This window comes from Cognatiyoonia sp. IB215182, assembly GCF_033963905.1.
Classification (GTDB): Bacteria; Pseudomonadota; Alphaproteobacteria; order Rhodobacterales; family Rhodobacteraceae; genus Yoonia.
In genome coordinates this window covers 35004-59373 of record NZ_JAXBMB010000017.1, presented here as the reverse complement: position 1 = coordinate 59373, position 24370 = coordinate 35004, and the positions used below count along the sequence as shown (strand labels likewise).

General features: G+C 56.3%; 12 protein-coding genes, 1 tRNA gene and 1 pseudogene. 10 read left to right on the top strand and 4 right to left on the bottom strand.

Annotation, left to right across the window (positions count from 1 at the left end; all coding sequences use genetic code 11):
- Positions 1–223 precede the first annotated feature (223 nt).
- Positions 224–868: pseudogene (locus tag SLH47_RS23355) on the top strand (tyrosine-type recombinase/integrase).
- 235 nt (positions 869–1103) lie between these two features.
- Here SLH47_RS23355 and SLH47_RS23350 read toward each other — a convergent pair.
- Complete coding sequence (locus tag SLH47_RS23350) at positions 1104–1718, bottom strand: response regulator transcription factor (protein WP_320243157.1); 615 nt, start codon at positions 1716–1718, stop codon at positions 1104–1106.
- A 155-nt stretch (positions 1719–1873) separates the two neighbouring features.
- On the opposite strand from SLH47_RS23350, the gene SLH47_RS23345 reads away from it, so the two are divergent.
- From SLH47_RS23345 to SLH47_RS23320, 6 genes are all read left to right on the top strand, one after another.
- Positions 1874–2368 (top strand): molybdopterin-dependent oxidoreductase, encoded by a 495-nt coding sequence (locus tag SLH47_RS23345; RefSeq protein WP_320243155.1) that lies wholly within the window; start codon positions 1874–1876, stop codon positions 2366–2368.
- Between the two features lie 43 nt (positions 2369–2411).
- Positions 2412–4928, top strand: coding sequence for an ATP-binding protein (locus SLH47_RS23340; RefSeq protein WP_320243153.1), 2517 nt, complete (start codon positions 2412–2414; stop codon positions 4926–4928).
- 168 nt (positions 4929–5096) lie between these two features.
- The gene (locus SLH47_RS23335; RefSeq protein ID WP_320243151.1) at positions 5097–6314 is read left to right on the top strand and encodes an NAD-dependent epimerase/dehydratase family protein; all 1218 of its coding nucleotides are present in this window, start codon (positions 5097–5099) and stop codon (positions 6312–6314) included.
- A gap of 84 nt (positions 6315–6398) precedes the next feature.
- Entirely contained in the window at positions 6399–7952 is a 1554-nt protein-coding gene (locus SLH47_RS23330; protein WP_320243149.1) for a hypothetical protein, read from the top strand.
- Entirely contained in the window at positions 7949–9784 is a 1836-nt protein-coding gene (locus SLH47_RS23325) for a glycosyltransferase (protein WP_320243148.1), read from the top strand. The genes SLH47_RS23330 and SLH47_RS23325 overlap by 4 nt, the downstream gene beginning before the upstream one ends.
- A gap of 149 nt (positions 9785–9933) precedes the next feature.
- On the top strand, positions 9934–11517 hold the full coding sequence (locus SLH47_RS23320) for a calcium-binding protein (RefSeq protein WP_320243146.1): 1584 nt from the start codon (positions 9934–9936) through the stop codon (positions 11515–11517).
- A gap of 281 nt (positions 11518–11798) precedes the next feature.
- Here the strand turns inward: SLH47_RS23320 and SLH47_RS23315 are convergent.
- Positions 11799–11887, bottom strand: a tRNA-Ile gene (locus SLH47_RS23315).
- A gap of 251 nt (positions 11888–12138) precedes the next feature.
- Between SLH47_RS23315 and SLH47_RS23310 the strand changes: the two genes are divergently transcribed.
- Positions 12139–12927, top strand: coding sequence for a nuclease-related domain-containing protein (locus SLH47_RS23310; protein ID WP_320243143.1), 789 nt, complete (start codon positions 12139–12141; stop codon positions 12925–12927).
- Between the two features lie 279 nt (positions 12928–13206).
- Here the strand turns inward: SLH47_RS23310 and SLH47_RS23305 are convergent, their stop codons facing one another.
- On the bottom strand, positions 13207–13566 hold the full coding sequence (locus SLH47_RS23305) for a hypothetical protein (protein WP_320243141.1): 360 nt from the start codon (positions 13564–13566) through the stop codon (positions 13207–13209).
- Positions 13567–13759: 193 nt separating this feature from the next.
- Here SLH47_RS23305 and SLH47_RS23300 point away from each other — a divergent pair, with 193 nt between their 5' ends.
- Together SLH47_RS23300 and SLH47_RS23295 are read left to right on the top strand one after the other, a co-directional pair.
- Entirely contained in the window at positions 13760–14350 is a 591-nt protein-coding gene (locus SLH47_RS23300) for a ComF family protein (protein ID WP_320243140.1), read from the top strand.
- A 3-nt stretch (positions 14351–14353) separates the two neighbouring features.
- The gene (locus SLH47_RS23295) at positions 14354–14911 is read left to right on the top strand and encodes a hypothetical protein (RefSeq protein ID WP_320243139.1); all 558 of its coding nucleotides are present in this window, start codon (positions 14354–14356) and stop codon (positions 14909–14911) included.
- 82 nt (positions 14912–14993) lie between these two features.
- On the opposite strand, the gene SLH47_RS23290 is transcribed toward SLH47_RS23295, so the two are convergent.
- Positions 14994–23888: an AAA family ATPase gene (locus SLH47_RS23290; RefSeq protein ID WP_320243172.1), complete on the bottom strand. Its 8895-nt coding sequence runs from the start codon at positions 23886–23888 to the stop codon at positions 14994–14996.
- Positions 23889–24370 lie beyond the last annotated feature (482 nt).

Here is a 24370-nt window from a genome sequence, read left to right as displayed (position 1 = left end):
ATCAGCCCCCGGGCACCATTCTTCACCTCACCGAAATCTCGATACTATTGAGCACCATCAAGCTTCACTGCGCGGACCGAAAGCGGACCTTGGACGACGTCGCAGCATTGAGCAAAAAGGGCTCGTACCTGACCTCGGATGCGACGCAGCATCCTGTAATATACTGGCACGGTCAACGTCGGGTTGTCGTTGTGGGAGGGCATGGCGGATCGGAGGATCAGTCATGGAAACACCAAACTTACCTGCCATTCGCGCTTTGCGCCCCGCTTGGAACAAAGGCCGGATCGTCGGCCAAAAGCGACCGCTGAAACCAAAGCATGTCTGGGCGATCCGGGTTCGACTTGAACTGGCCGAAAACCATCGCGACCTCGCACTTTTCAATATGGCAATCGACAGCAAGCTGCGCGGTTGTGATCTGGTGAAGATGAAAGTTGTCGATGTCATGGCGTCGGGCCAAATCTAAGAGCGTGCTTCTGTCCTGCAAAGCAAAACCCAGAAACCGGTGCGCTTCGAGGTTTCGGACGGCACGCGATTATCCGTCGGGAAATGGATGGAAGATGAACTTATGGTCGGCTCGGAGTACCTGTGGCCGGGGCGGTTCCACGAGCGCCTGCATATCTCGACCCGACAGTATGCCAGGATTGTCCGCGACTGGGTTACGTCAATCGGTCTAGAGGCGAGTGCTTACGGCACCCATTCGATGCGTCGAACCAAGGTCACGCAGATTTACAAGCAGATTTACAAGAAGACCGGCAACCTGCGTGCTGTTCAGCTTCTTCTCGGTCACACCAAGATGGACAGCACGATCCGGTACCTTGGTGTTGAACTCGAAGATGCCCTGGCGATCGCGGAAGCCATTGAAATCTAGCGCAGATGGGTCGCCCTCACAGGCGGCCCTTTGCTGCCATTGACCGACAGTTAGCGATGCTGCTGCGCAGCTCTCCAAAGCGGGTCGCTCGCAGCAATAGCGAAATCTGATGCGGCGCGAGCTCATGTAATTCCTGACCGTCAGCCACCCATCACGCTTGATCCAAAGATGGCTCCTTGAGTTTCCTCATGATTGCAAGACTTTCCGTTGGATGCCGCGACCTGATGTTACTACATCAGCAAAGATGTCGCTCTTTTGCCAACAGCGCCGCCTGTGTTCGATTGGACACGCCCAACTTCGCCAAGAGGTTCTTCACGTGCAACTTGACGGTGACCTCCTGGATACCAAGGTTGCGTGCAATCTCCTTGTTTGACAGGCCTATACATAACTGCTCCAGCGTCTGCATTTCGCGCTCAGAAAGATTGGATGTGTTGTCGGCCGTGGCAGCTGTTTCTGGGGCTGCAAAGTCGAACGGCAAGTACCGCTCACCTGACAAGACAAATCTGATCGCATTGATAAGGGATGACGGGGTAAGTGACTTGGGAATGAAACCATGCGCGCCCTGTGCCATTGCGCGGTTGGCGACCTCGCGGTTGGCGACGCCCGACATCAATGCGACCTTCGTCGCCGGATAGCTTTTGAGCGCGCGGTTCAAACCCTCCAATCCGTTCATGCCCGGCATATGATAATCCAGAATAAGTAGGTCGATTGAGTCGATGCCTTCCATCTTCTCCAGCGCTGCTTGCAGCGTCGGCGCTGTCATGACTTTGAAGTCGTCGACCGTTTCCAGATAGGCTGCGATGGTATCGCGCACGAGGTCATGGTCATCGGCAATAAGAATGTTCGGCATGGGGTTGTGATCCTTGTTTCCGAACCGGGCTACAACTCAAAAGAGATCAAAAATGTGGCAGACCTATACCATGGTATAGGTAACTATCCCTATGCCTTAAACAAACGTTCAACCGATGCGATAGATCAGTTGCAGTCTTGGAAAGGCACAACTGTATGACACCTGCATTCCTCACGAGATCGCTGTTGGGCGCATATGCTCTGGCTGTGAACATGACGACATCAGCACTCGGGCAGGATGTCATACCGTTGCAAGTGACGACGGCCGACACCGATGCTGTGGCCATTGAAGTGAGCCTTGAGACACTGGAGTCGCTCGACCAAACCACGTTCACGACCACAACCATTTGGACGGATGGCGATGTGCAGTTTTCGGGCGTGTCGCTCAAAGCCCTGCTGGCCTATCTGGACCTCGATGGGCAATCGCTGGAGATGGTGGCATTGAATGATTACGCTGTCTCAATGCCCGTCGCGGAACTGGAAGATGGCGCACCGATCCTTGCAACACGTATGAACGGCGAAACAATGTCGGTGCGCGACAAGGGCCCCTATTGGGTTGTGTTCCCCTATGACAGTGATCCCAAATATAGCACCGAGACGAACTATGCGCGCAGCATCTGGCAGCTCAATCGCTTGAAGGTTGTGGATTGATTTAGACCTCCTCCCTATGCTGACCTCCGACAGGAGCAGACGCATGAAGGCCGGAATGAACCGATATCGGATCGCCGTATTGGCAGGCCTTGGGCTGATTTGCCTGCTCCTATCATTTATGGTGACCAACCTTCTGGCGCAGCTGCGCGAGTTGTCCACCGCCGCCAGCGACAACACGCAATGGAGTATCTCGCAACTCGACACCGAATTGGCCAATTTAAGTGCTGTTTTGGCCGATGGGCTGTCAGATCCGCGGTTTTCGCCTGACGACATTCAGCTGCGGATCGACATCATGATCAGCCGGGCGCGCATAATCAATTCCGGCAGCGCTGCCGCGATTTTCAGTCAGGATGACCGCGCAGCCAGTCTGATTGCGCCGATCAACGATTTTGTGGACCGGGCAATCGCCATTTCCGATCAACCGGGGTCGTTGAACCGCACAGATTTGGAAGAACTCAGACGTCTGGTTCAGGACGTCCGTCCCAATATCAGGGAAACCGCCCTTCTTGGTGTCACCTTGGGTGCCGCGAATGCCGAGGCCCGCCGCGCTGAGTTTGCGCGGCAACTTCGACGCACGGGGAGTATGGTGATCGGGCTTCTTCTGATGATGGGCGGGCTCTTGCTGCTGTTGGAGCGCATGCTGCAACGTGCGGCGCGGCGAGATGCGGACTTACAGACGTCGTCGCAGCTTCTGGCGTCGACGGTCGCGGCCTCGCTGGACGCGATTGTGACCGCGGACGAGACCGGCAAGATCGTCGAATTCAATGCTGCCGCCGAAGATGTCTTTGGCTGGGAAAGGGCCGAGATCGTCGGCCAAAACATGGAGCGGACCTTTATTCCCGAACGTATGCGCGACGCCCATCACAATGGGATGAAACGCTATCTTGAAACCGGCAAACCGCGGGTTGTGGGCAAAGGTCGCGTTGAACTGGCTGCACTACGCAAAACCGGTGAGGAATTCCCGGTTGAACTGAACATCACGTCGATCAAGGACGGGAAGGGGACTAAGTTCATCGCGTATGTACGCGACATCAGCGAACGCAAGATTAACGAACAAAAGTTGATCGATGCACGTGATCGGGCGGAGCGCACAGATAAGGCCAAGTCGCAGTTTCTGGCTGTGATGAGCCACGAAATGCGCACCCCCTTAAATGGGATCATGGGCGTTCTGGATCTGTTGCGGACGACGAGACTGTCGCCAAAGCAGGACCACTATACAAAGATCGCATCAGCATCGAGTGAGATTTTGCTTGAGCATGTGAATGAGGCTTTGGACATCACGCGGATCGAAACCGGCACATTGCAACTAACACCGCAGCACTTTGATTTGACGGAGTTGGTCAGGTCTGTGGTTGATGTTCTGGAACCGCTTGCCGCCGAAAAGCGACTGTCGCTTGCTCTTGATCTCGAGGACAGCATTCAGATGGGGTTTTGGGGCGACAGCAATCGCATACGCCAGATTTTGATCAATCTCATCGGCAACGCGATCAAGTTCACTGAGAGCGGCACTGTCACGCTAAAGGTCACCGGCATCCACGGAGCATCGACATCATCGCTGAAATTCGCGGTGACCGATACCGGGGCGGGCATCCCGGTTGAAGATCACGAACGGGTCTTTGAAGACTTCGTCGCCTTGGCGCATGGCAGTGGTCGCCACAGCCGGGGTGATGGGCTGGGTCTTTCGATTTCACGCAAGATTGCGCGGCAACTCGGCGGTGACATCGTATTGGAAAGTGAAATTGGCAACGGATCGACATTCACGTTGAACCTGCCGTTGGAAAGGTCGACACAACTGGAGAGACAATCTAAGCAACATCATGCAGCAACCCCTGCTTCGCCCTGCTCAGTGCTGATCGTCGAAGACAATGACATCAACCGTCGGGTTCTGGAAGACATGCTCGTCGGTTTGGGTCACGAGGTCGATGTTGCGGTGAATGGTGCGGAGAGTCTGGACAAGCTCGCGGTCAAACCCTTCGATATCGTTTTCATGGATATCAGCATGCCGGTCATGGATGGGATTGAGGCTACTCGCCAGTTACGCGGCAAGGATGGCCCGAACCGGCGGACGCATATTGTCGGGCTGACGGCGCATGGGCGCGAGGAATACCGCGAAGAGGCCGAACAGGCGGGTATGGACAGATTTCACACAAAGCCCATTCGCCTGGATGCTTTGCAGGGGATTATCGCTGACGTCGCTGATAGGGCGCATCTGCCGATGACCGCGATACAAAATGATGTATTGAAAGAGTTGGCGGATGCGCTCGGCCCGGAAAAGCTGCGCGGGATCTGCGACCGCTTCTTGTCAGAACTGCAGGTTTTAGCCTCCGATTTGCGGGATGGGACTCTGGTTGACGACCCCACCGCGACGGCTGAAGCGGCGCACAAAGCCAAGGGTGCTGCGGCCATGTTCGGCCTGACCGACCTTGAAGACTTGCTTTTGCGCCTAGAAAAGCAAGCCCGCGCAGAGGGCCGCATAGATGTTGATCGGTACATTACACAAATTCTTCATGGCGCGGAATCTGCGAAGGCCACAATCGCTGACGCCTTGAAGAACGTCTGATCCTGAACCCCATCGGGATTATCACCCTATCCATCAGGATAGATCACCCATCCCATTTCGCTTCACGCTATCCCGACGGTTCGCCGTCAGCATGGTTAAACAAGCGTAAACGTTTCTCAGTACCGAAACAGGGCCGCATGGAGGGGCCCGAAAAAAGGAATGAGTATCATGAGAAACGTAAAAGACATCATCATCGTCGGTGGAGACGGTTTTTGTGGTTGGCCGACGGCACTTCATCTGTCGAAGCTTGGTCACAACGTGACGATTGTCGATAATTTGGCGCGCCGCGAGATTGACCTGAAGCTCGGCGCCGACAGCCTGACACCGATTGCATCGATGAAAGATCGCCGCGCCGCATGGAAAGAGATAACGGGCCTGACAATCGGCTTCGAGAACATCGACGTTGCGCGCGAATTTGATCAGGTGACCGAGCTGCTGTCGACGATCAAACCCGACACGATCATCCATTTCGGTGAGCAGCGGGCGGCCCCTTATTCCATGAAGGGCATCGGCGAAAAGCGCTATACGGTCGACAACAATATCTCCGGTACGCATAACCTGCTCGCCGCTTCGGTTGAGCTGGGTCTGGATCCGCATTTTGTCCATCTCGGCACGATGGGCGTCTATGGCTACGACGACGATGGGGTCGAGATCCCCGAAGGCTACTTGCCGGTCTATGTGCCAAGCGAGAACAAGATCTACCAGCGTGATATCCTTTACCCGACCAATCCAGGCAGCGTTTATCACATGACCAAATCCATGGATCAGCTGCTGTTTCAGTTCTATGCCAAGAACGACCGCATGCGGATCACCGACCTGCATCAGGGCATCGTTTGGGGCACCCAGACAGAAGAGACAAAGCTTGATGAGCGGTTGATCAACCGCTTCGATTACGATGGCGACTATGGCACGGTCCTCAATCGCTTCCTGATGCAGGCCGTGGTTGGCCACCCACTCACGGTGCATGGTACAGGCGGGCAAACCCGTGCCTTCATCCATATCCAGGACACGGTGAATTGCCTGGCGATGGCTGTTGAAAACCCGCCTGCTTCTGGTGACAAAGTCGCGATCCTCAACCAGATGACCGAGACGCACACAGTGCGTTCACTGGCCAAGCTTGTCGCCAGCAATTCAGGCGCTAGGATTGCCTATGTCGACAACCCGCGGAACGAGGCCGCCGAGAACGGTCTGCGCGTGTCAAACAAGACCTTCATCTCCCTTGGTCTTGAACCGATTACGCTTGCTGAGGGGCTGATGGATGAAACGCAGCAGATTGCCGTGAAATATGCGCATCGCTGCATCCGCAAGATGATCCCATGTACCTCGACATGGACGGATAACCAGCGCCCCGGTGTGGTTGACCCGGAAAAAACCAAAGCTGCCTGACCCTCCTCGTCAGCTGCGCCGGACCCGCTTGGAGGTAGGTCCGGCGCAGTTGCGTGACACATCCAAAAACTATCGGTGAACAACATGCGTATGATTGGCATTGGGCTAATGGGATTTCTTTTGGCGGCTGTGGCCCTGCTGCTTTCAACAATGAATATCCTGGAAAGGGGGCAACATTACCTTCGCGGATTGACCGCTGAATCTCAGCTGACATTTGAAAGCCGCACGGCAACGCCTGCGGATGATCCTTACACAGCGACGATACAGCGATCCAACGCGATCCACCCCATCATACTTGCCGGTTTGCCAGCCTATCAGAGCGTCGTCTTTACGATGCCATTGGATGCGCGCCCCACGTCTGGATACCTCCAAATCAACGCAACATCTCAGGTTCTCGACGGGGTCGAAGGCGCGCTCCGCGTGTCCATCGATAACGTCAAACGAGGTGAGGTGTTGCTGCTTCCGGGCAAGGCCGCGCGTTCCCTGCAAATTCCGCTTTCACCGACGGATTTCGCAAGGGATGAGCTGGTCGTTTCTATTTCACTGCAAGGCGAGGGTCCGGACTCTCAGTGCAGCAGGGATGAGGGTCTTGAGGCCATCGTCGAGATAGAGACGACCAGCGCTATCTTTGTCACGCTTGATCGCCCGCTTGAGACGGCGCGTGACCGGGTCAACGCATGGGGCCGGATTGTCAGGGTCGCATGGCCCCATTGGCTCGACAATCAGGAACGGGTCCGGCGTTTGGTTTTGGCCACGGAGTTCAAGCAGCACGACGTTGAAACGGTCGTGCTAGGCGGCCCTTCGACAGATGCGCTGACAACCGTGCAGCTGCGCGCTGTCCTGCCGATGTTCACGGAACAGGCGGATCAAAGGCCAGTATCCTGGCCACGACCTCTCGCGCAGAAAGGGGCAAATGCGGGCTTACGCCGCTTTCATCGCGAAACCAGTTGGCGGTACCGTTATGATCTGTATCGTGAAGACGGCCTGATGTTGCCCTCCGGTTTGGATCTGGACATGGCCTTTGGTCGCCAATTGCCGGGCACGCATTGGTCGCTGACCGTCACGCTTAACAACCGCCTGCTCCATCACGAGATACTTGATGGCAGCCAAGCATCCTATGCAGCTTTAATCCCCTTGCCAGCGGACATGCAAACTGCGTCCAACACCATCGAAATCGTCGCAAGCACCACGCATGGCAGCAGTGGTCGCTGCGACCGGGGACCTGCATTGATGGCAGAAATGCTGCCGACAACGCGCCTTCTCGCAGGCGATGCGAGCTATTCCGATCCGCTCATAGAGGTACGTCAGGCTTTGTCAGAAATCGGCGTGCTGGGTCTTGGAGTTTCGGGCGTCCTGGGTGCGGCAGATGCCAATGCCGCAAGCAGTCTGTTGGCCCAGCTGGTGCCAACATCAGCGACGCTCAAGCCCGATACGACCAGGGCCAAGATCGTGGTCGTACCGCCGCAATCTGCCGGGTTCGCCCTGCCCGAGACCGGGCCGATCTGGTTGGTCACGCAGGATGCGATCACGCGGCGCCCGCAAATTGATCTGTTGGAACCAGGTACGCAATTACCGCGCAGCGGTCTGGCCATACTTATCGTCCCTGACACCATCGATATGACGCAGATCGCGTTATGAGCGCGGTTGAGGATAAGCGCGAGCAGATCAACTACATCTCTGTCGACAGCGCGCCAAAACGGTTTGCGGGTTCCGTTTCGAACTGGCAAGGCCCCAAGATGCTGGCATGCTTCACCGGTTTGGCGGCAGGACAGTTGTGGCTCATCAACACCGATTGGGTCGCGCAGATGTTCCCAAACCACGACTATGTGTTTTCGCCCCATGAGGGTCATCACGCGATTGCCGTCCGCATCTTTCTGGTCTCCTTCTTCGTTGCATTCGCGGCATTCAGTTCAGCCGAGGGACGCGGAAGAGTCCTCTTCGGCTTAGACATGGTGCTGACATTTTTGGTGGGTTGCGCTGCCTTTGATCTGGCCAATGCTGTCGCCGACAGCCTGATCGGTCGGTCGTTATCGCTGCATTTCAGTGCGATCGCATCAGGGTTGTTCGGCTTCGCCGTCTACTCCTTCAAGCTCTTGGAACGCGGCTTCATGCCCGCACGCATCCGCGTCGAACATGTGCCTGTCAGCCAGACACGTGCCTCTCTGAGGCTCGGTGTCAGTATCGCATTGGCCGCAATCATCGCGGTCTGGGTCGGCGGGATGGACCTGAAGATCGTTCTGCTACTGCGACAATGGACCTTGTTGGGCGGCATCGGCCCCGGCGTGTTCCTGTTTCTGCCGGTTCTGTTCGGGCAACTCTACCTTCTGGCCATCTATGATGTGCTGACGGCCAAGAAACCGAAATTCAACCCACCCGTCTCTGTGATCGTGCCTGCACATAATGAATCCTACATCATAAAAGATACGATCAACGCGATGGACCGGGCCGCGAAACACTACGGTGGTGACGTTCATATTCTGATCATGAACAATAACTCGACCGATGACACCGAAAACATCGCGCGCGAGACATTGGCCGCATGCGAGGCCGCCAAGGGCCGTGTCATCAACGTACCAAAGCCGGGAAAATCCAATGCTTTGAACGCGGGGCTGGACGCATGCGAAACAGAATTCCTCGTCCGCGTTGACGCGGATACGCTGGTCGGCGAAGACAACTTTAGCCGCGCTATGCCATATTTCACCGATCCTCAGGTCGGTGTTGTGGGGGGCGTGCCCGTCCCGCCTGGCGGTGCTTTGTTCGACAGGGCCCGCCTGTTGGAGGTTCTAGTCAAACACGGCTTTTATTCGGTAGCGATGGGCGCCGTAAACGGCGTCGTCGGCATTCCGGGGATGTTCGTGGTCTACCGCACGCATCATCCGCGCCATCTGGGTGGTTTCGTCGAAGGAATGAACGGTGAGGACACGGACATTTCGCTGCGCATCGGCGAGCTGGGCTTTCACTCCGTCGTTGATCCCAAGATCAGATACATCTCTGAAGTCCCGTCATCCTATAGCCACATGCGGGAACAACGCATGCGGTGGTTTCGGTCGATCTACCATATCTCTTCGCGCTGCAGGGACCTGATTTACGGTTCGAACAAAACACTGCGCGGCAAAGTGATCTTGCCCTATATGCTGGTGAATTCGGCGCGGCGTGCGATGCTTGTGCCCTTGATCATCTTCGGGGCCTTGGAGCTCGGCCTCGGCTTCAACCCCGGCAGTCCGATTGTCTGGCAATCCATCGTTGCTGTCACAACCGGTGCGCCTGCCATCATGGCGGTGGTTGCGTCCCTCTTAAACGGTGTGCCGAAAGGCATTCTCGCGCTGCCTGAATACCTGATCTTTCGCGCGCTTCGAGCCTACTTCACACTCGAATCCATGCTCAGCATTCTCGTCGATGTAAAGGGTGAAGACCTCGAACGGGTCATCCGGCACGACATTGTTCCCGACAAGCCCATTCGGGTGGCCTGACATTGTGCTGCCCACCTATCCTTTCGAACACATGACCTACCCGAATATGCGCCGGACTATGCTTAATCCGCAACATGTCATGCTTAAGGAAGTCCTAATAATCACCTGAGTTCAGAGAGTTACCCTTATCGTGAAGGAATGGTGAGACAATGGTAAGACGTATTTTTGGAACCCCCGAAGCCGACCAGATTGAAGGCGGCGCGGGGCGGGATCATATCCTCGGAAAGGCCGGGAATGATCAGATCATGGCGGGCAACAGCGCTGACAATGTCTACGGCCAACGGGGCGACGATGCGATTTACGGCGCGGCTGGCGCTGATCGTCTGCGGGGCGGGGTGGGATCAGACCTGCTTATGGGCGAGACTGGTCAAGACCGGCTTTATGGCGGTGATGGAGATGACATCATTTCTGGCGGAGATGCCGCCGGAAATGGCGGCGGGTCTGGTGACGGGATCAACGACCGGCTGTGGGGTGGTGCTGGGAATGATCAGATGTCTGGCGATAGCGGCAATGATTTACTTTATGGTGGCACTGGGAGCGACACGATGCTTGGCGGTGCGGGCCGAGACAGGCTGTTCGGCGCCAGCGACGACGACGATATGTCCGGCGGCGACGCAAACGATGCGTTGTTCGGTGGCCAAGGCAACGATGCCCTTGCCGGAAACGCCGGTCTGGACGTTTTGTATGGCGCGGCGGGAAACGATGAGCTGACGGGCGGAACCGGATCTGACGTGCTTCACGGCGGCCATGACAATGACGTGTTGTCGGGTTCCGAAGGCAACGACCGGCTTTTCGGGTCATCTGGGAATGACACGCTCTTTGGCGATGGTGGCAACGACAAGCTTTATGGTGGCGCAGGAAATGACACGATTGAAGGCGGCATCGGCGCCGATCGCGTCTGGGCGGGCGCTGGTGACGATGTCGTAAAAGGCGGTGCTGGTGATGATGTGCTTGGCGGTGCCGCAGGCAATGACACGCTTTACGGAGGTAGTGGCACAGACACCCTCTATGGCCGATCGGACAATGACACGCTCTTCGGCGGCACTGGAAACGACCTTCTGTTCGGTGGTGCGGGCAATGACGCACTTTCCGGAGATGGCGGCGCGGATTATCTCAGTGGCGGTCAAGGGCAAGATACGCTGAGCGGGGGCAGTGGCAACGATGAGCTGACCGGGCAGCAGGGCGACGACATCTTGTATGGCGGTGCTGGCATAGACAATCTGCGCGGCGGGAATGGGTCTGACACGCTGCATGGCGGCACAGGCGGCGACACGCTCGACGGTGGCGCCGATGCCGACTTCTTGTTCGGAGATGCGGGGGCTGACCTTTTGGATGGTTCCTGGGGCAACGACATATTGGACGGGGGCGCCGGAAATGACACTCTGCTGGGCGGTAGCGGCGCTGACATCCTATGCGGTGGATCTGGTCGAAATGAGCTGACCGGTGGAGCGGGTTTAGACACCTTTGTTTTTAAGGCCGAAGCGAGTTTCTTTTTAGGCACAATAACGGATTTTCAAACCACGGGTGCTGCGCATGACATTCTCGATTTGACAGCATTCGATATCTTAGCAACCGCATCGGATCTTGCGGAATGGCTCGCAGAAAATGTCCTTCAGCGAGAAAATGGTGACGTCTCCATTCGATTGTCAAACTCTCAATCCGTTCTTGTTGAGGATCACCTGGGGCTTGGCGAGGATTTGGTCGGTCAATTGATGGAATGCATGTTGATCTAAATGATCCAGGGGGTTTGAAACCGCAGAAGAAGAATGTGCGCTGGCTGGAGGCCCAAAAAATGACGGCCGTTGATTGGATCAAAGCTTTGTGGAGGTAGAGCCCAACCCGCAATTCCTTGTTGGTAGCAAATGTCGGCTTTTCGCACGGCAACCAACAGATACTGCGCTGCAGCTAATGACTTCTTTCCGCCCGACCTGCGGGAAGCATGCGTCTCAATATTTGGTAGGATCATGTCTGCTTCGGGCTGAAAAGGTTGCTCATCATTTCTGAGAGCAACCTTTTAATCAGGACGGGATTCGAACCCGCGAGACGCTTACGCGCCTACTCCATTATCAGTGGAGCGCCTTCGACCACTCGGCCACCTGTCCACACGAGGGTGGAGGAACCTCATATCGTAGCGGACTAATGGCTGAATGCAATGCCCGACGCAGCAGTTACATTGGTTTGGATCGCGATCAGCAACGACCGCTTTGGGCTGCCCACGTTCATCCGACCGACTTGTCAGGTGTCGGCGCAGAACCCAAGGCAGACACGATTGCCACATCTTGATCCAAGTCGTAATTTATACCTTGGTATTGTGTCACTCAGCACAACCTGTGAAGCACACCTTGGAGCCCGGCATGTTTAACTATTTGTTGAAATCTGCTGTTAGGTCGGCAATTCGGGCCGCTGAGCGAAGCTACAACACTCCGGAGCGAAAAGGTGGCAGAGGCGAGCGCCAGGTGCACAATGCGCTCTCTTCTGTTCTAGATGAAGATGAGTATCGGGTCTTGTCTGACTTGATCCTGCCAATCGCAAGTGGAACGACCCAACTGGATCACCTTATACTATCGCGCTTCGGGATTTTCGTGATCGAGACCAAGAATATGTCTGGTTGGATTTTTGGTGGTGCTGACCAGCAGAAATGGACGCAAGTGCAGAAAGGTGGCAAACGCCGCAGCTTCCAAAACCCACTACGGCAGAACTATGCTCATGTTAAAGCCGTGCAAAGCATTTTGGACATCGACCTAACGTCGCTGCACAATTTTGTTGTCTTTACTGGCACCGCCGAACCGAAGACCAAAATGCCAGAAAACGTCGCTTGGGGACTGCGCGCGCTCGGAAAGCTTATCGCAGCTCGAAGACAGCTCGTCTTCTCGGACTTCCAATTGAACGCTTTTGCCAAAAAGCTGCTAGGTCGGGCATTGGAGAGCAACAGAGCCAGTCGCGCACAGCACTTGCAAAACCTTGAAAAGAAAACTGCGGCCAAAACGGTCGCACATTCGTCAGGGAACTCAAACGCAGAAAGCCAAACCCTGTGTCCGAAATGTGGAGGCGAAATGGTACAACGCGCAAACCGCAAGACGGGCGACACTTTTTGGGGATGTACGAAGTTCCCTAAGTGCCGTGGTACCCGAAAGGTAGCCTGATATTCTACCTGCACTAGAGAGCTCATCTTGTGCGATAAGCGAGCATCAACCAAATTGGCGCGCTGTCATTATTGTCTGATCAGTCTCGCAGATGGTGCGTTCAGTATGCAACCGCAGCATCGTGTTGGTTAGTCCGCTGACCGGTCAGCGGACCGTAGATCCAATGTCCGCAAAGGGCTGCCTTCGGTCAAGCGAACAAATCTATCAGATGTCAGTAGTCAGCCCAAATTGACCGATGCTGCACAAGACATGAACGAACGCTATCCTGTCTGTTGCAACTCAGTTCCATGATTTGAGGAAGGCGTGGCCTGTGAGTGCAAGGCCGAGCAAGAAGAGTGATACTATCACCAAGTACGTCCCTAAGCCGGCCGCCAGTTGCTGCGCGGTTGGGAAGAACATGCGGAAAGTCCCGGCGACAATAAGGAGCCAGCCAGACAAGGTGACTAAGGCAGTGAAATCTGGACGCCAAAAGCTGTGACTAGTTACAATGATCAAACCACCGATTAGAAAGAGCAGACCGTTCAGATAGACGACCGTGGGATGGACATCGTGCCAAACTCTCAAATTTAGAGATTCCGATGTTGTTACTAAGACCAAGGTGGGCCCCAACACAGCAGCGATGCGAACAGATGTGTCCATGGATCAGAGTTCTCTTTTATAACGACCATACCTTCATGCACAAATATGTAACACAGACCTTGCTTGCAACTCGCTCCGATCAGTTGTGAAAGCTAACTATGGATTGCGCGATCAGAAAACCGCTGGAAGCCGAGGCTGTGATACGCATAGTTCCTTGCATGATACATGATAGGACTGGCTCAAAGAGGTTATTTTGAAGACCAACATCAAGAGAATATCAGGTAACTGGACTGACGGCTTTGCCCTGGATAAACACAAGATCAAGAGTACACCTATCGGCTACAATGATTATGGCCACATGCAATTTGATACACTTCGTACTGCAGTTGGTGAGGCAGTCTTTCAGCTCAAATATCGAGGCGATTTTGGCCAAGTGAAGCCTCTGGCGAAAGCAGTCGTGAAGAATATCGTCCCCCAACTCGGCCGGATAGGGTTTGTCGTTCCTGCACCGGCTTCACTAGTTCGCAAACGTCAACCCGTTCTCGAAGTCGCGACGGAGGTAGCGGCGCAAATGAATGTTCCTGTGTTCAACAACACTGTGACCAAAGTCGCAGCCGTAGCTAACACGCCGTTGCTGAAAAACATGACCTCCAAAGCTGATAAAGTGGAAACGCTAAAAGGTAGGTTTGCTCTGAACGATGAGATACAGAATCAGGGCAGATGGAACGTTCTGGTGGTTGATGACTTATACGATTCTGGAGCGACTTTAGAAGCGATTTGCACTATACTGTCGTCATACCGTAAGGTGGCGAACATCTATGTGGCAGCTCTTACCTGGAAGTGACGGATGAAAACTGTCTTCATTGCCGGCTCTATCAAGATCAAGAACATCGACCCTGCGTTTGTCGATCGGATCAAGAACATCGTTCGAAAGAACATGGCTGTTGTGGTTGGGGATGCCAACGGTGCAGACACGTCTATCCAGCGTGAGCTGGTGGCACAGTCTGCCGACTATGTAACTGTTTATTGCACTGGTGAGAAACCCCGCAACAACGTGGGGCATTGGCGCGTTCGACAAGTGTCATCCTCTGCTGAACCCGGGACACGCGCTTACTTCACCGAAAAGGACTTGAAGATGGCCGAGGCGGCAGACTTCGGGCTTATGCTTTGGGATGGTGCCAGCACTGGGACGCTCAGCAACGTCATTGAACTGTTGCAGCAGGGAAAAAAGAGCGTTGTCTTTGTGAACCGCGATAAACGGTTCATCGAGGTTAAAGCACCAACCGATATTCATGAACTGGTCTCGGCGATGTCAGTTGGCGCGAAAAGACTAGCTGAACAAAAGATCGGCCTACACGGAAAGATTTCAAAGCTTGTCAATGAGCAACCGAGTCTTGCCCTGTAAAGCTTCCCTATCGTCTCAGCGGAAGCTATTTTGAGTTTGTGACTGCGCGTTAATCGGTCGCTCCCTCTCCACCAGCGCGATGTTACCCCCGACTTGGGCCGTCCAGATATGGACCATCCCGACTCTTGTCACGGTCAAGTCCCAACCTTGGCCCCCGCTCTATTTCACGCGCGAATAGCGGACTGTGTTGTGGCGCATTCCTGGGCGCTGATGCTTTTGAGAGGTCTAAGATCCGCTTGGCAAGCCGTTCTCGATCTGCAGACGAGAGTTTTGGGGCATCACCTGGTAGCACCTCTTCAGGGCGGGCCAAGGCCGTGATCTCTTTCAACGAGTACCCTTTGTACAAATCTTCGAGAAGGGCTTGAGCTTCCTTGGCATCCCGCGCTTGCCCATCTTCTGCCGAGAGTATCCGCTGCACTACGCTTTGGCGTGCCACGCGCGCTTGCATGCCACCTTCGGGAGTGAGCTCTTCGAACTCGCCGCCATAGCGTAAAGCATCACCGACCATTTGAACATCATCGGGCCCATTCTTTGCCAAAATGCACATTCGGGAAACGACCTTGTCGATGTCGCTTACCTTCGCGATAACCGTCTTTTTTCGCTCTGAGAAAATGCTGCGGAATGTACGAGCTGCATTTGGATCACGGATCGTAAATGGAGCGTCCTTCTTATAGATACATTGCTTCCATTCATAATTCTCGGCATCCGGCTTAACTTCATGGGCCACTTCAATCCGAAGATCTGTTAGAGCGCGTTCCTGTGCCATATGCTGTGCGATTATGTCTGCTTTGATCTGCTGATCAGCGCTCAGTTCAACCTTTTTTGCTTCAGCATAGAGACTTCTGACAATCTCGCGTGGGCGATCCAAATCATGTACATCCTTCTTATGTGGCGCATATCTGTTCATTGCAGAAATGAGCGCATCGATCATATCTTCATCCATGTTTCGGGACCTTTCAGTATTTGATGATGGCTGTGCCAGGTCGGAGCTTTGCTCCACCCGCGCTCGTGCTTTGTCATACTCGGTTGTGTAGATATCCTTGATGCTTGCGATGAGGGACATGCGCCGTGTCTGATACTCCATGCGCGGGTAGGGGGTGTGGCGCGCGCGGGTGTTGACCTGCTCACCGATAGCGGCACCTTCTGGCATGAGATCGCGGCTGTACGCGAGAGGCGCGAAGGCTTCCTTCAGCATGTCGGCGTACCCACCAACTTCGCGGGCGTCGGTGACCCGGTTTGACAGAACTTCCAGACCTGCTTTGAGAGCACGCCCCACGTCCTGACGGTTTTCTGCATCAGCAACAGTGATCGCTCTGGCAAGGGCACGGGCCTCCGGGAGAATGGCCTCTCCGGGCTTTGCGTCAGACCAGCGACGGGCCAGATCGTCTGGCGTGGTGCGCGCGGCGCGCGGCAAGCGTGTGGTCATCTCTTTCCACTGACCGCGCGAACTGACACGATTCAGGAGGCGAGAGACATCACTCTGCAGGGCACCATCCATCACGGCTTCGCCGTCTATCACACGCGCGTCCAGAACATGAGACAGCGCCCGTGTCGCCGCGGCGGCGGCGAGATCTTCATGTGCTGGATCTGATTTGAACAACTGCGCAAGTGAGTATCTGGACGCCGCAGGCGCGACGGAGGTTACACCATGGCTCTCAAGATACGCCGCCAGATCCGTCTCATCGGCCCTCGCGTGCTGCACCGCTTCTCCAGCACGATGCGGATCAAACCCGTATTCACGCTCAAGCGTGGTCACTTTGTGGCCTTCCCGGGTGGCGATGCGCTTGAGGAAGTTTGTGGCTTCATCCTGTGAGGTTGGCGCGTAAAGGCGCTGGCGCTCGATAAAGCGCGTTGCGGCCACATAGGTGCGGTTCTGGGTGAGATTGGCGGTCGCAGCGACGTGAACCGATTGAATGGACATGCCCTGGGCGCTGTCAATGGTCTGGGCATAATTATAGGTAAGCGCGGGGCCATCTGTTAGGGGCAGCGTGACGTGACGGGCGTCGTCACCAGTGCCGATCTGCAAGGTGTAGTTTTGCGCTTGCGGGTTCACCAATGTGACCTCACCGCGATCTCCTTTCATCAACCCGTACTCCCAATCCGGCTTTGTGATGCGAATAGGATCACCCGCTTGCAATGCCAGGCCGACGCCATCGCGATCAACGGCCAGCGCTTCCTCATGTGACACGTCACGGCTTTGCTGTTCAGCAGTGCGTGCAAGAACGTTGAGCGTTGCGACGTCGGCGTTGCGGAACGTCAGCATGGTTTTATCCCGCGACGGATCAGCCATGTAGCCGGCCACAACCGCCGCCAAATGCTGTTCGGGATCAGCGTCGCTGCCGGTTCCGACAACATAGCCCTGCGCGTTGTAATGATCGATCGCGCGTTCGGCTTGTGCACCACCAACCGCAAGACCTTCACTTGCACGCGCATCCAACGGGTCCCTTTGACGCCAGACTTTGGACAAGGTGACGGTTCCGATCCGGCCAGCAAAACTGCGGAACATCGCGCCGGGCCCATGGGCCTGGATCTGATTGCCATCGCCAACAAGTAACAGGCTTGCGCCACTGCGTTCGCACAAGCCAATCACTGCATCATATTGCGCGGCATTGAGCATCGCGGCTTCATCGACCACCAACAGACTACGGGGCCCCAATGCAATGCGATCTTTTTGTGCGGCCATGAGAAGAGAGGCAACACTGCGCGAGGCAATACCGGACGCATTTTGCAGGTTGCGGGCCGCGTCACCCGACAATGTCGTCCCTGTTACAGACCAGCCCGCTGCTTCATAAACGGAACGGACCCCGTTGAGGACTGTGGTTTTCCCGGACCCGGCATAGCCCGTGAGCATCGCGACCCGCTGCCCTGATGTCGCGTGGCGCAGGCCGCGTTCCTGATCTGGTGACATGGGCCCGTGGGCGGTTTGTGTCGCGGCGCGCAGCACGCGATCCGCCGGGCGGAAGCCGGTGGGGACGAGTGCCATGGCGCTGATGCGATCGCTCAGCTCGGTCTCGCGTTTGATATGATCGAGCGTCGAGTAAACGCGCCCTTCACCCCGTATGCCTGTCTCGGACAACACGACAAGATCGGGATGCACCATGGCTTCTGCAAACATGTGAACGAAGGTCTGGGGATCACGGACCGTATGTGCGAGTTTTGCGGCCACATCCTCTGCGCGGATGACCGACGCCGCGCCGATCAGATCATCGACAGCGCGGCGCGGGTGAAGGGCATAGCCGTTTGGATCCTCCCCAACAACAGGATCTCCAACCTTGTAACTGATGGACAGAAGGTCTGCGCGCCGCTGTGCGATGTTTTGCAGGTGAGCGTCTTGCGCAAACATCCCAGCTTTCAGAATTGGTGTAACGCGATCTGCACGATTGCTGATCCCCGGCACAGTGATCTCTTCCATGGGCGCCGGCGGCACTGGCTGTGTCAGGATGTCCAGACTGTTGCGCCGACCTGCGGCGCGCTTGAGTGTTTCGACGTCCTTGATGGCCGGTTCCGGAACATGCATCTCGAAGCCATGCCTGTGGCACGACATCCCGACACGATAGAGCGATTGATCCATGCTGCGGGAGGCCAGCAGGAAGGTTTTGTCAGCTGGCCGACGCTGGGATGCTTGCCAGAGCGTGGCGGCAAAGGACGGCTTCAGGATGTTGGTGTCACTCTGAGCCAGGCGAATGACATCTGACCCATCTTCTGACTGCACCTGAACGCCGCCGTCTTCATCCAGGCCAAGCAACGTCACGTGCTGACCTTCTTCCAACCCGTTTCTGTTTGCCGACACGTAGACGCGCTGGCCAATGTTTGCGTCCTCACCATCAAGACGCACGGCCGCCCCGAGATGTCCCAGGCGGCGTCCCTCGGAACGTATCGCCTCATTGAGCGCGTCTGTTGCCTTAGCGGAATGTGCCAGAGCCACGCGGCGGTGACCCAACTCATCTGCGTCCGCCCAGAAGCGCCGCGCGATGGCACCGATGGCACTATCCGTCTGTCCCGCAAAGTGGATGTTGCCCAACCCGTAATGGATTGCGATGGCGTGGGCAGCGTGTTGCGTATTGCCAGAAAGGGCCACCGTTGCGCGGCGTTCGGCTTCTTTGGATTGCACCGGGATTGGCAGGTCCTGGTGAACACCCACTTCGCTGGACAGCGCCTGGAACAAGCTCACGGATCGGTTGCGGGGCAGGGCCTGTGGTGTGCTGAGCGCTATGAGCTTGCCGCCCAGATCGTCAATCCGCGCCTGGATGCGCGCCCACTGGGTGCTGTTTGCCATTTCAGCCTGATCCAGAACGACCACAAACTTGCCGTCAGCGGGCACGGCGCCTCTGGCCCAACTTGCTTCGAGGGCGGCCAGAGAGAAGGCCTGCGTGTCGGGCCCCAATGCAGCGGCCGCGCGCGCGGCCCAGCTCTGGCTCAGGCCCGTCGAGATGATCTGGTATCCCCGCGCGCGCCACGCCGCACCTATTTCATTGCGGTACCGGGTGGCTTGCGCGTGATCAGCGGGCAGGACTGCAAGACTGAGACGTTCGGGACCAGTGACATGTTGAACCAGTTGGGTGTCGCCTTCGGATCCGGAAACATCATGCAAGGACTTGGCTGCAAGCGCGAGGCCACGTCGCAGACCGTCTTGTTCGACTTCGGCCTGCACCCGTGTGGTGTAACACTGCGTTCCGTCATAATCGAAACGCCCCGCCTTCACGATTGTGCCGTCGTCTTGAAGACGGGCGATGAGATCACGGCTTTGCGCAAACAGTTCAGATTTATCCTTCTCCGGGTAGTAAGGCCCCAGGTCGCTTGCCAGATCATCAACGTTAAACCGCGCGGACTGGCGCACCAACTCCGCAACAATAAGGGCAGGGGACGCACGATAGGCCGCACGCGTTTGATCAAGAAGCTCCTGGTCATGGGGGGCGATGTCCGGGCGCACATCAAGCGACGGACTTGTATAACTGTCGCTCGCCGCGACAAGGGCGCGCGTGGGATCAAAGCCGTGGTCAAGAACACTGCCTTGAGGCGCGCGTGTGTTGACCCTTGTGAAGAAGGCCTCCACGGATACGGGGTTACTCACATCAACGGGCAGTGACAGCGTGATGTCATCACCCAACTGCAACGCGCTAATCAAAGCGTTGCGCGACAAGCTCTTGTTGGCAAAGATGTGAGCCGAAGGCGTTTGCATCCCATCACTCAGCGCCTGGCGCGCGGTGACAACATAGCCATATTCAAGCGCTGATGCATCGGCACCACTGGCGATCTCCACCTCGCGCCCATCGGTGCGGACGACAACTGCGCCACTTGGTGAGAACCGTGACACTTCCGCAATCTGACCGGACAGGATTGCATGATCGGGCATGTCCCGGGTTGCGACCAGACGCGTGCCAACGCTCAGTGATAATGGTGTCGCATAGCGCCCACGGCTGAGAGAGTGTTCATCACCACCCTCAACGCCCACCTGCGCACTATACATGGCGGCGATCTCCCGGTTCAGCATGTCACGCATACGACGCGAGCCCGCTACGCCCAGCTTACCTTCAGCAGGGTCAGCCATATAGTCTTCAACAAACGCGCGAACATGCTGCGTTTCATTGGCAGCGCCATTGATGTGGCCAAGACTGTACAGATCATCAACCGCCGCCGCGAAGCGCGCACCCTGAGACAAGAGCCCACGTCGATTTGGTGCGATTGCATCAAGGCCGCCAAGTTTGACGAATGGAAGCCGCGCGGCAAGGTGGCGCACTGCATCACCCCCTGCCTCCAGGGAGGGGTCGTTGTGCAACAGGATTTTCGCCCCGATACGCTCGACCTGACTGATTAACAATTCCAGCTGGTCAATGTGTAATCCCGAGGCTTCCGGCACCACGAGAATGTCCTGCGGACCGAACGTGATTGTTTTGTCGTCGAGGCCACTGCTCAGCGCATAAAGATCAAGCCCACGAATACCGGCAGCCACTGCAAACTTTTGCGCGGTCTTTTTGGATGTGTGGAGAGCCACAACCTGACCAGTTGGAATAACATCCCGCGCGGCCGCAATCACACCGGCCGTGTTGGCTGTACTGATTTCCTCGATGATACCTATCCGCGCCGGCCAGAACACAGACTCCAGCGCACGGCGCGCGTCAGATGGCAGATCACATTCATCCGCGACCTGAGAGATCCGCGCGGACAATAACTGTTGTTGGGGAACCTTGATATCCTGCTCAGGATTATCACGCACCGAGAGCTGCGGGTCTTGTAGATCCACAGAAAATGGCACTCCAGAAACAGCCATACGCATACCCTGGTCCATCAGGGAGACCGCCTGATCGATACGATCCACAGAAGAATAGACACGACCCTCACGTCCGGTGCCGGTTTCTGACAGGATGACCAGATCCGGATGACCCATGGCCTCATAGTAAAGTCGCGTGAATGTGGCAGGCTCAAACACCACCTCAGCCAGACGTCCTGCCACATCACTGGCACGCAGCATGCCGCGTTCCGCGAGGAGATCATCAACAACCTTCAGTGGATCAACGCTGTAGCCCCGTGGATCATCGCCAAACATCGGGCTGTCTGCCTTGAACTCGCTGCGCAACAATCCTGAGAGACGTTGCGACTGTTGAAACAAATGAACATCCCCCGAAAGGGCAACGCGCTCGGCCGCCATATCTTCAGCCGGTGCCGTGATGCCTGCAGTCCTGTCGGCGCGTGGGATTGCCGTGATATCTTCAAGTGTGGGGTGCGCGCGGCGCAGGGTTGGGGCCACGTCCGCCATCATGACTTGCTGCAGGCTGGAACGAGACGCGGATTTCACAACGCTCGCAAGAACATCATCAGGCGTTTCGACAGTCAGATCTTCCCCAAAATCACTGACGGGGATTGTGATATCGAGATCTTCGACGTGGCGGCTGATGGCCACGTCCAGCAGATGCCAATCAAACATCCGTGTCACGACAGCGAAGACCTTACCCTTCACGCTCATACCTTGGGATTTGTGGATGGTCGCCGCATACCCATAATCAAAATGAGGGAACGCCTGAGCATCCAGCGTGAATGCGCCTGGGCGCCCGTCAACGGCAAGTGTCAGATTGTGACCGGAGACCGCCACGACGGAAGCAAAGGCGTTGCGCGAGACAGACGCATCGGCAAAGGGCCTGGTGAAGCGCACGCGGTCGCCAGCATTGATCTCCAGTTCGGAGGGGAGAACCAACCCGCCATCTTGCTTCACAAACCCTGCCTCAATCGCGTGGGTGCGCAGCGCTGCATTTGCTGCATCAACACTGGCGTTGGTGTGAAACAACGCAATGCGCTCAAACCCCTCGCTCCAGAAATTGTCCGGAGTGACACCCTCAAAGAAACGCTGGGGCAGCGCTTTGATGGCGCTCTCCAAATCCGCCTCCAGAGTGATTGCACCTTTCTGTTCAAAGTGCATCAACGCTGGCCCGACGCCGTCCATGCTCCGCGAAATCGCCTGAATGGCCGCCTGATCGTCCAGATCTCTTTGGCGCCTCACCTGTGTCATGTATGTGGCCCCAACAAGAGACGAGACATGCTGCAGGGCGGACGAGTCATTTACCGGCCCAAGCTGCTCTGGCGCACCCAACACGTTCAACTTGCCACCCATGGCGTTGATACGTGCTTCAAACCGGGACCAGGTCGCCGTTCCGACCATGCTGGCCTCGTCCATGAACACGACAAACTTGCCTGCAGGGGGCACGGCCCCACGGTCCCATTGCGCTTCGATCTGGGCAATCGTTCCCAACTGCCCATGAAGGCCCGTAAGTGCTTGCACTGCTTTACCCGAGACCGCCGCACCAATGACCGTGAACCCGCGGGCCTCCCAAACCCGTGACGCTTCTTTCACTGCAGTCGTTTTACCCGCACCTGCATAACCTGACACAACTGAGATTCGCTGCGGGGAAATCATCGTATCAACAGCTGCCCGCTGTTCATCCGAAAGCTGCGGATCGAGTGCAATATCGCCCCCACCAGCTGCGTAAAACGCAAGCGCAGAGTCGCGCATCTGCAAAGTATCGCGGGTCAGTTGGCGGCCCATTTCCAGCACCGCCCGTGTTGTGAAGATGGGCTCCCCCCGATAATCAACTTCGCCAGTACCCACCAGTTCGGGACTGGCCATCGCCGCGCGCACAATATCCTCAATCTGCTCTTTACCGACATTGGCCGGTAATTTGCGGCGCAGCTCAAACGCAATATCCTCTGCAACGAACATTGCCTTCTCTTGCCCAAGCACCAGCAAGACCTGACCGGGATCCTTCATCAGCAAGGCCTCATTGGCGGCACGTGCCTCCAGTGCCCGCGTCTTGGCCCGGTACACACCACCATCAGCCTCAATGTTCTCAGCGATGTCCTTGCTGTAGTTGCACGGCTCCAGAGCGATGCCACGATCAAGGTTACTCCGGTGATCGATCCGACGGTCAAATCCGGCCAATTCCAGCGCTGTATTCGCCGCAACCGCCCATGCGCAACGCTGGTTCATAAGCTCCAAGCGCGCAGCCATGTAGTTCCCGACGCGCTTGTCATGCCCATCGGGGCCGAGCGTTCGCATTGTCGTCATGACATGCGCATGAGGATTACCGTCGCCCTTATCGTGGATAACCACGTCCGCGACCTGGCCGTCTGAAACCAGATTGTCGCGCACATACCCCTGGATCAATGCCACTTGCTGCTCATGAGACAGTTCGTGAGGCAGTGAGATCGTAAAGCTTTTGGCTAGTTGGGAGATATCGCGCTTGCGATGTGAATTCTCTTTCGCCTCAATATCGTTCCAAAGTCGCCCGGCCGCGTCGATAACGTCTTCACCCTGGTAGCGATCCACTGCCCACTGCGGTGCGTCTTCAGGTAAAACAATTTCTTCAAAGACCACTTCGTCACGCTTTCCTTCATAGGAGCGCGTCGTTCCGTTCAGGTCGTTTGTCATTCTTGCGCCATGTCGATAGCCGCTGGAGGCGACAACATCGCTCCCCGCTCTGCGGGACATTATGCGGACATTCAGCCGGAACATATCCAGCCAATACCAAGCCCGTATAAACATCACAAGATTTTATACATAAGCGTGCCCTTTCACAACGCCTTTCACAACCTTTCACAACTTCTGAGAAGTTGGCTTGCGATGGCAGGTTTCACCCGCTGCGCCTGTCACCAGCCGATCTTCGCTCGACTGGTGAGGATCGATCCACCCTCCAGGACGATAGGGCAAAGTGCTTTGATACCAAAGCAGCGGAATCCGCCTCCGGCGACGCACAACGTAAACCACAAAGGGGAAAAACCCAGCAAAAATAGCCCTCTGTGACCCGCCCGAATACTCGGGCTACGGCAGAGAACTGCAGAGAAAGGGGAGATGCGCTGATGTCGCAGGTTTCGGCGATTGGGATGTGCGGCCTCAAATAGCGCACCAGAGGCGACAGGAGAGCCATACAGCACGATAGTCGCATGGCCGGGTGGGGGGGCTAGCGCAGCCCT

Excerpts from the sequence above, each read along its gene's own strand:
- SLH47_RS23350 (WP_320243157.1), bottom strand. The coding sequence starts at position 1,718 with ATGCCGAACATTCTTATTGCCGATGACCATGACCTCGTGCGCGATACC.
- SLH47_RS23345 (WP_320243155.1), top strand. The coding sequence starts at position 1,874 with ATGACACCTGCATTCCTCACGAGATCGCTGTTGGGCGCATATGCTCTG.
- SLH47_RS23340 (WP_320243153.1), top strand. The coding sequence starts at position 2,412 with ATGAAGGCCGGAATGAACCGATATCGGATCGCCGTATTGGCAGGCCTT.
- SLH47_RS23335 (WP_320243151.1), top strand. The coding sequence starts at position 5,097 with ATGAGAAACGTAAAAGACATCATCATCGTCGGTGGAGACGGTTTTTGT.
- SLH47_RS23330 (WP_320243149.1), top strand. The coding sequence starts at position 6,399 with ATGCGTATGATTGGCATTGGGCTAATGGGATTTCTTTTGGCGGCTGTG.
- SLH47_RS23325 (WP_320243148.1), top strand. The coding sequence starts at position 7,949 with ATGAGCGCGGTTGAGGATAAGCGCGAGCAGATCAACTACATCTCTGTC.
- SLH47_RS23320 (WP_320243146.1), top strand. The coding sequence starts at position 9,934 with ATGGTAAGACGTATTTTTGGAACCCCCGAAGCCGACCAGATTGAAGGC.
- SLH47_RS23310 (WP_320243143.1), top strand. The coding sequence starts at position 12,139 with ATGTTTAACTATTTGTTGAAATCTGCTGTTAGGTCGGCAATTCGGGCC.
- SLH47_RS23305 (WP_320243141.1), bottom strand. The coding sequence starts at position 13,566 with ATGGACACATCTGTTCGCATCGCTGCTGTGTTGGGGCCCACCTTGGTC.
- SLH47_RS23295 (WP_320243139.1), top strand. The coding sequence starts at position 14,354 with ATGAAAACTGTCTTCATTGCCGGCTCTATCAAGATCAAGAACATCGAC.
- SLH47_RS23290 (WP_320243172.1), bottom strand. The coding sequence starts at position 23,888 with ATGTCCCGCAGAGCGGGGAGCGATGTTGTCGCCTCCAGCGGCTATCGA.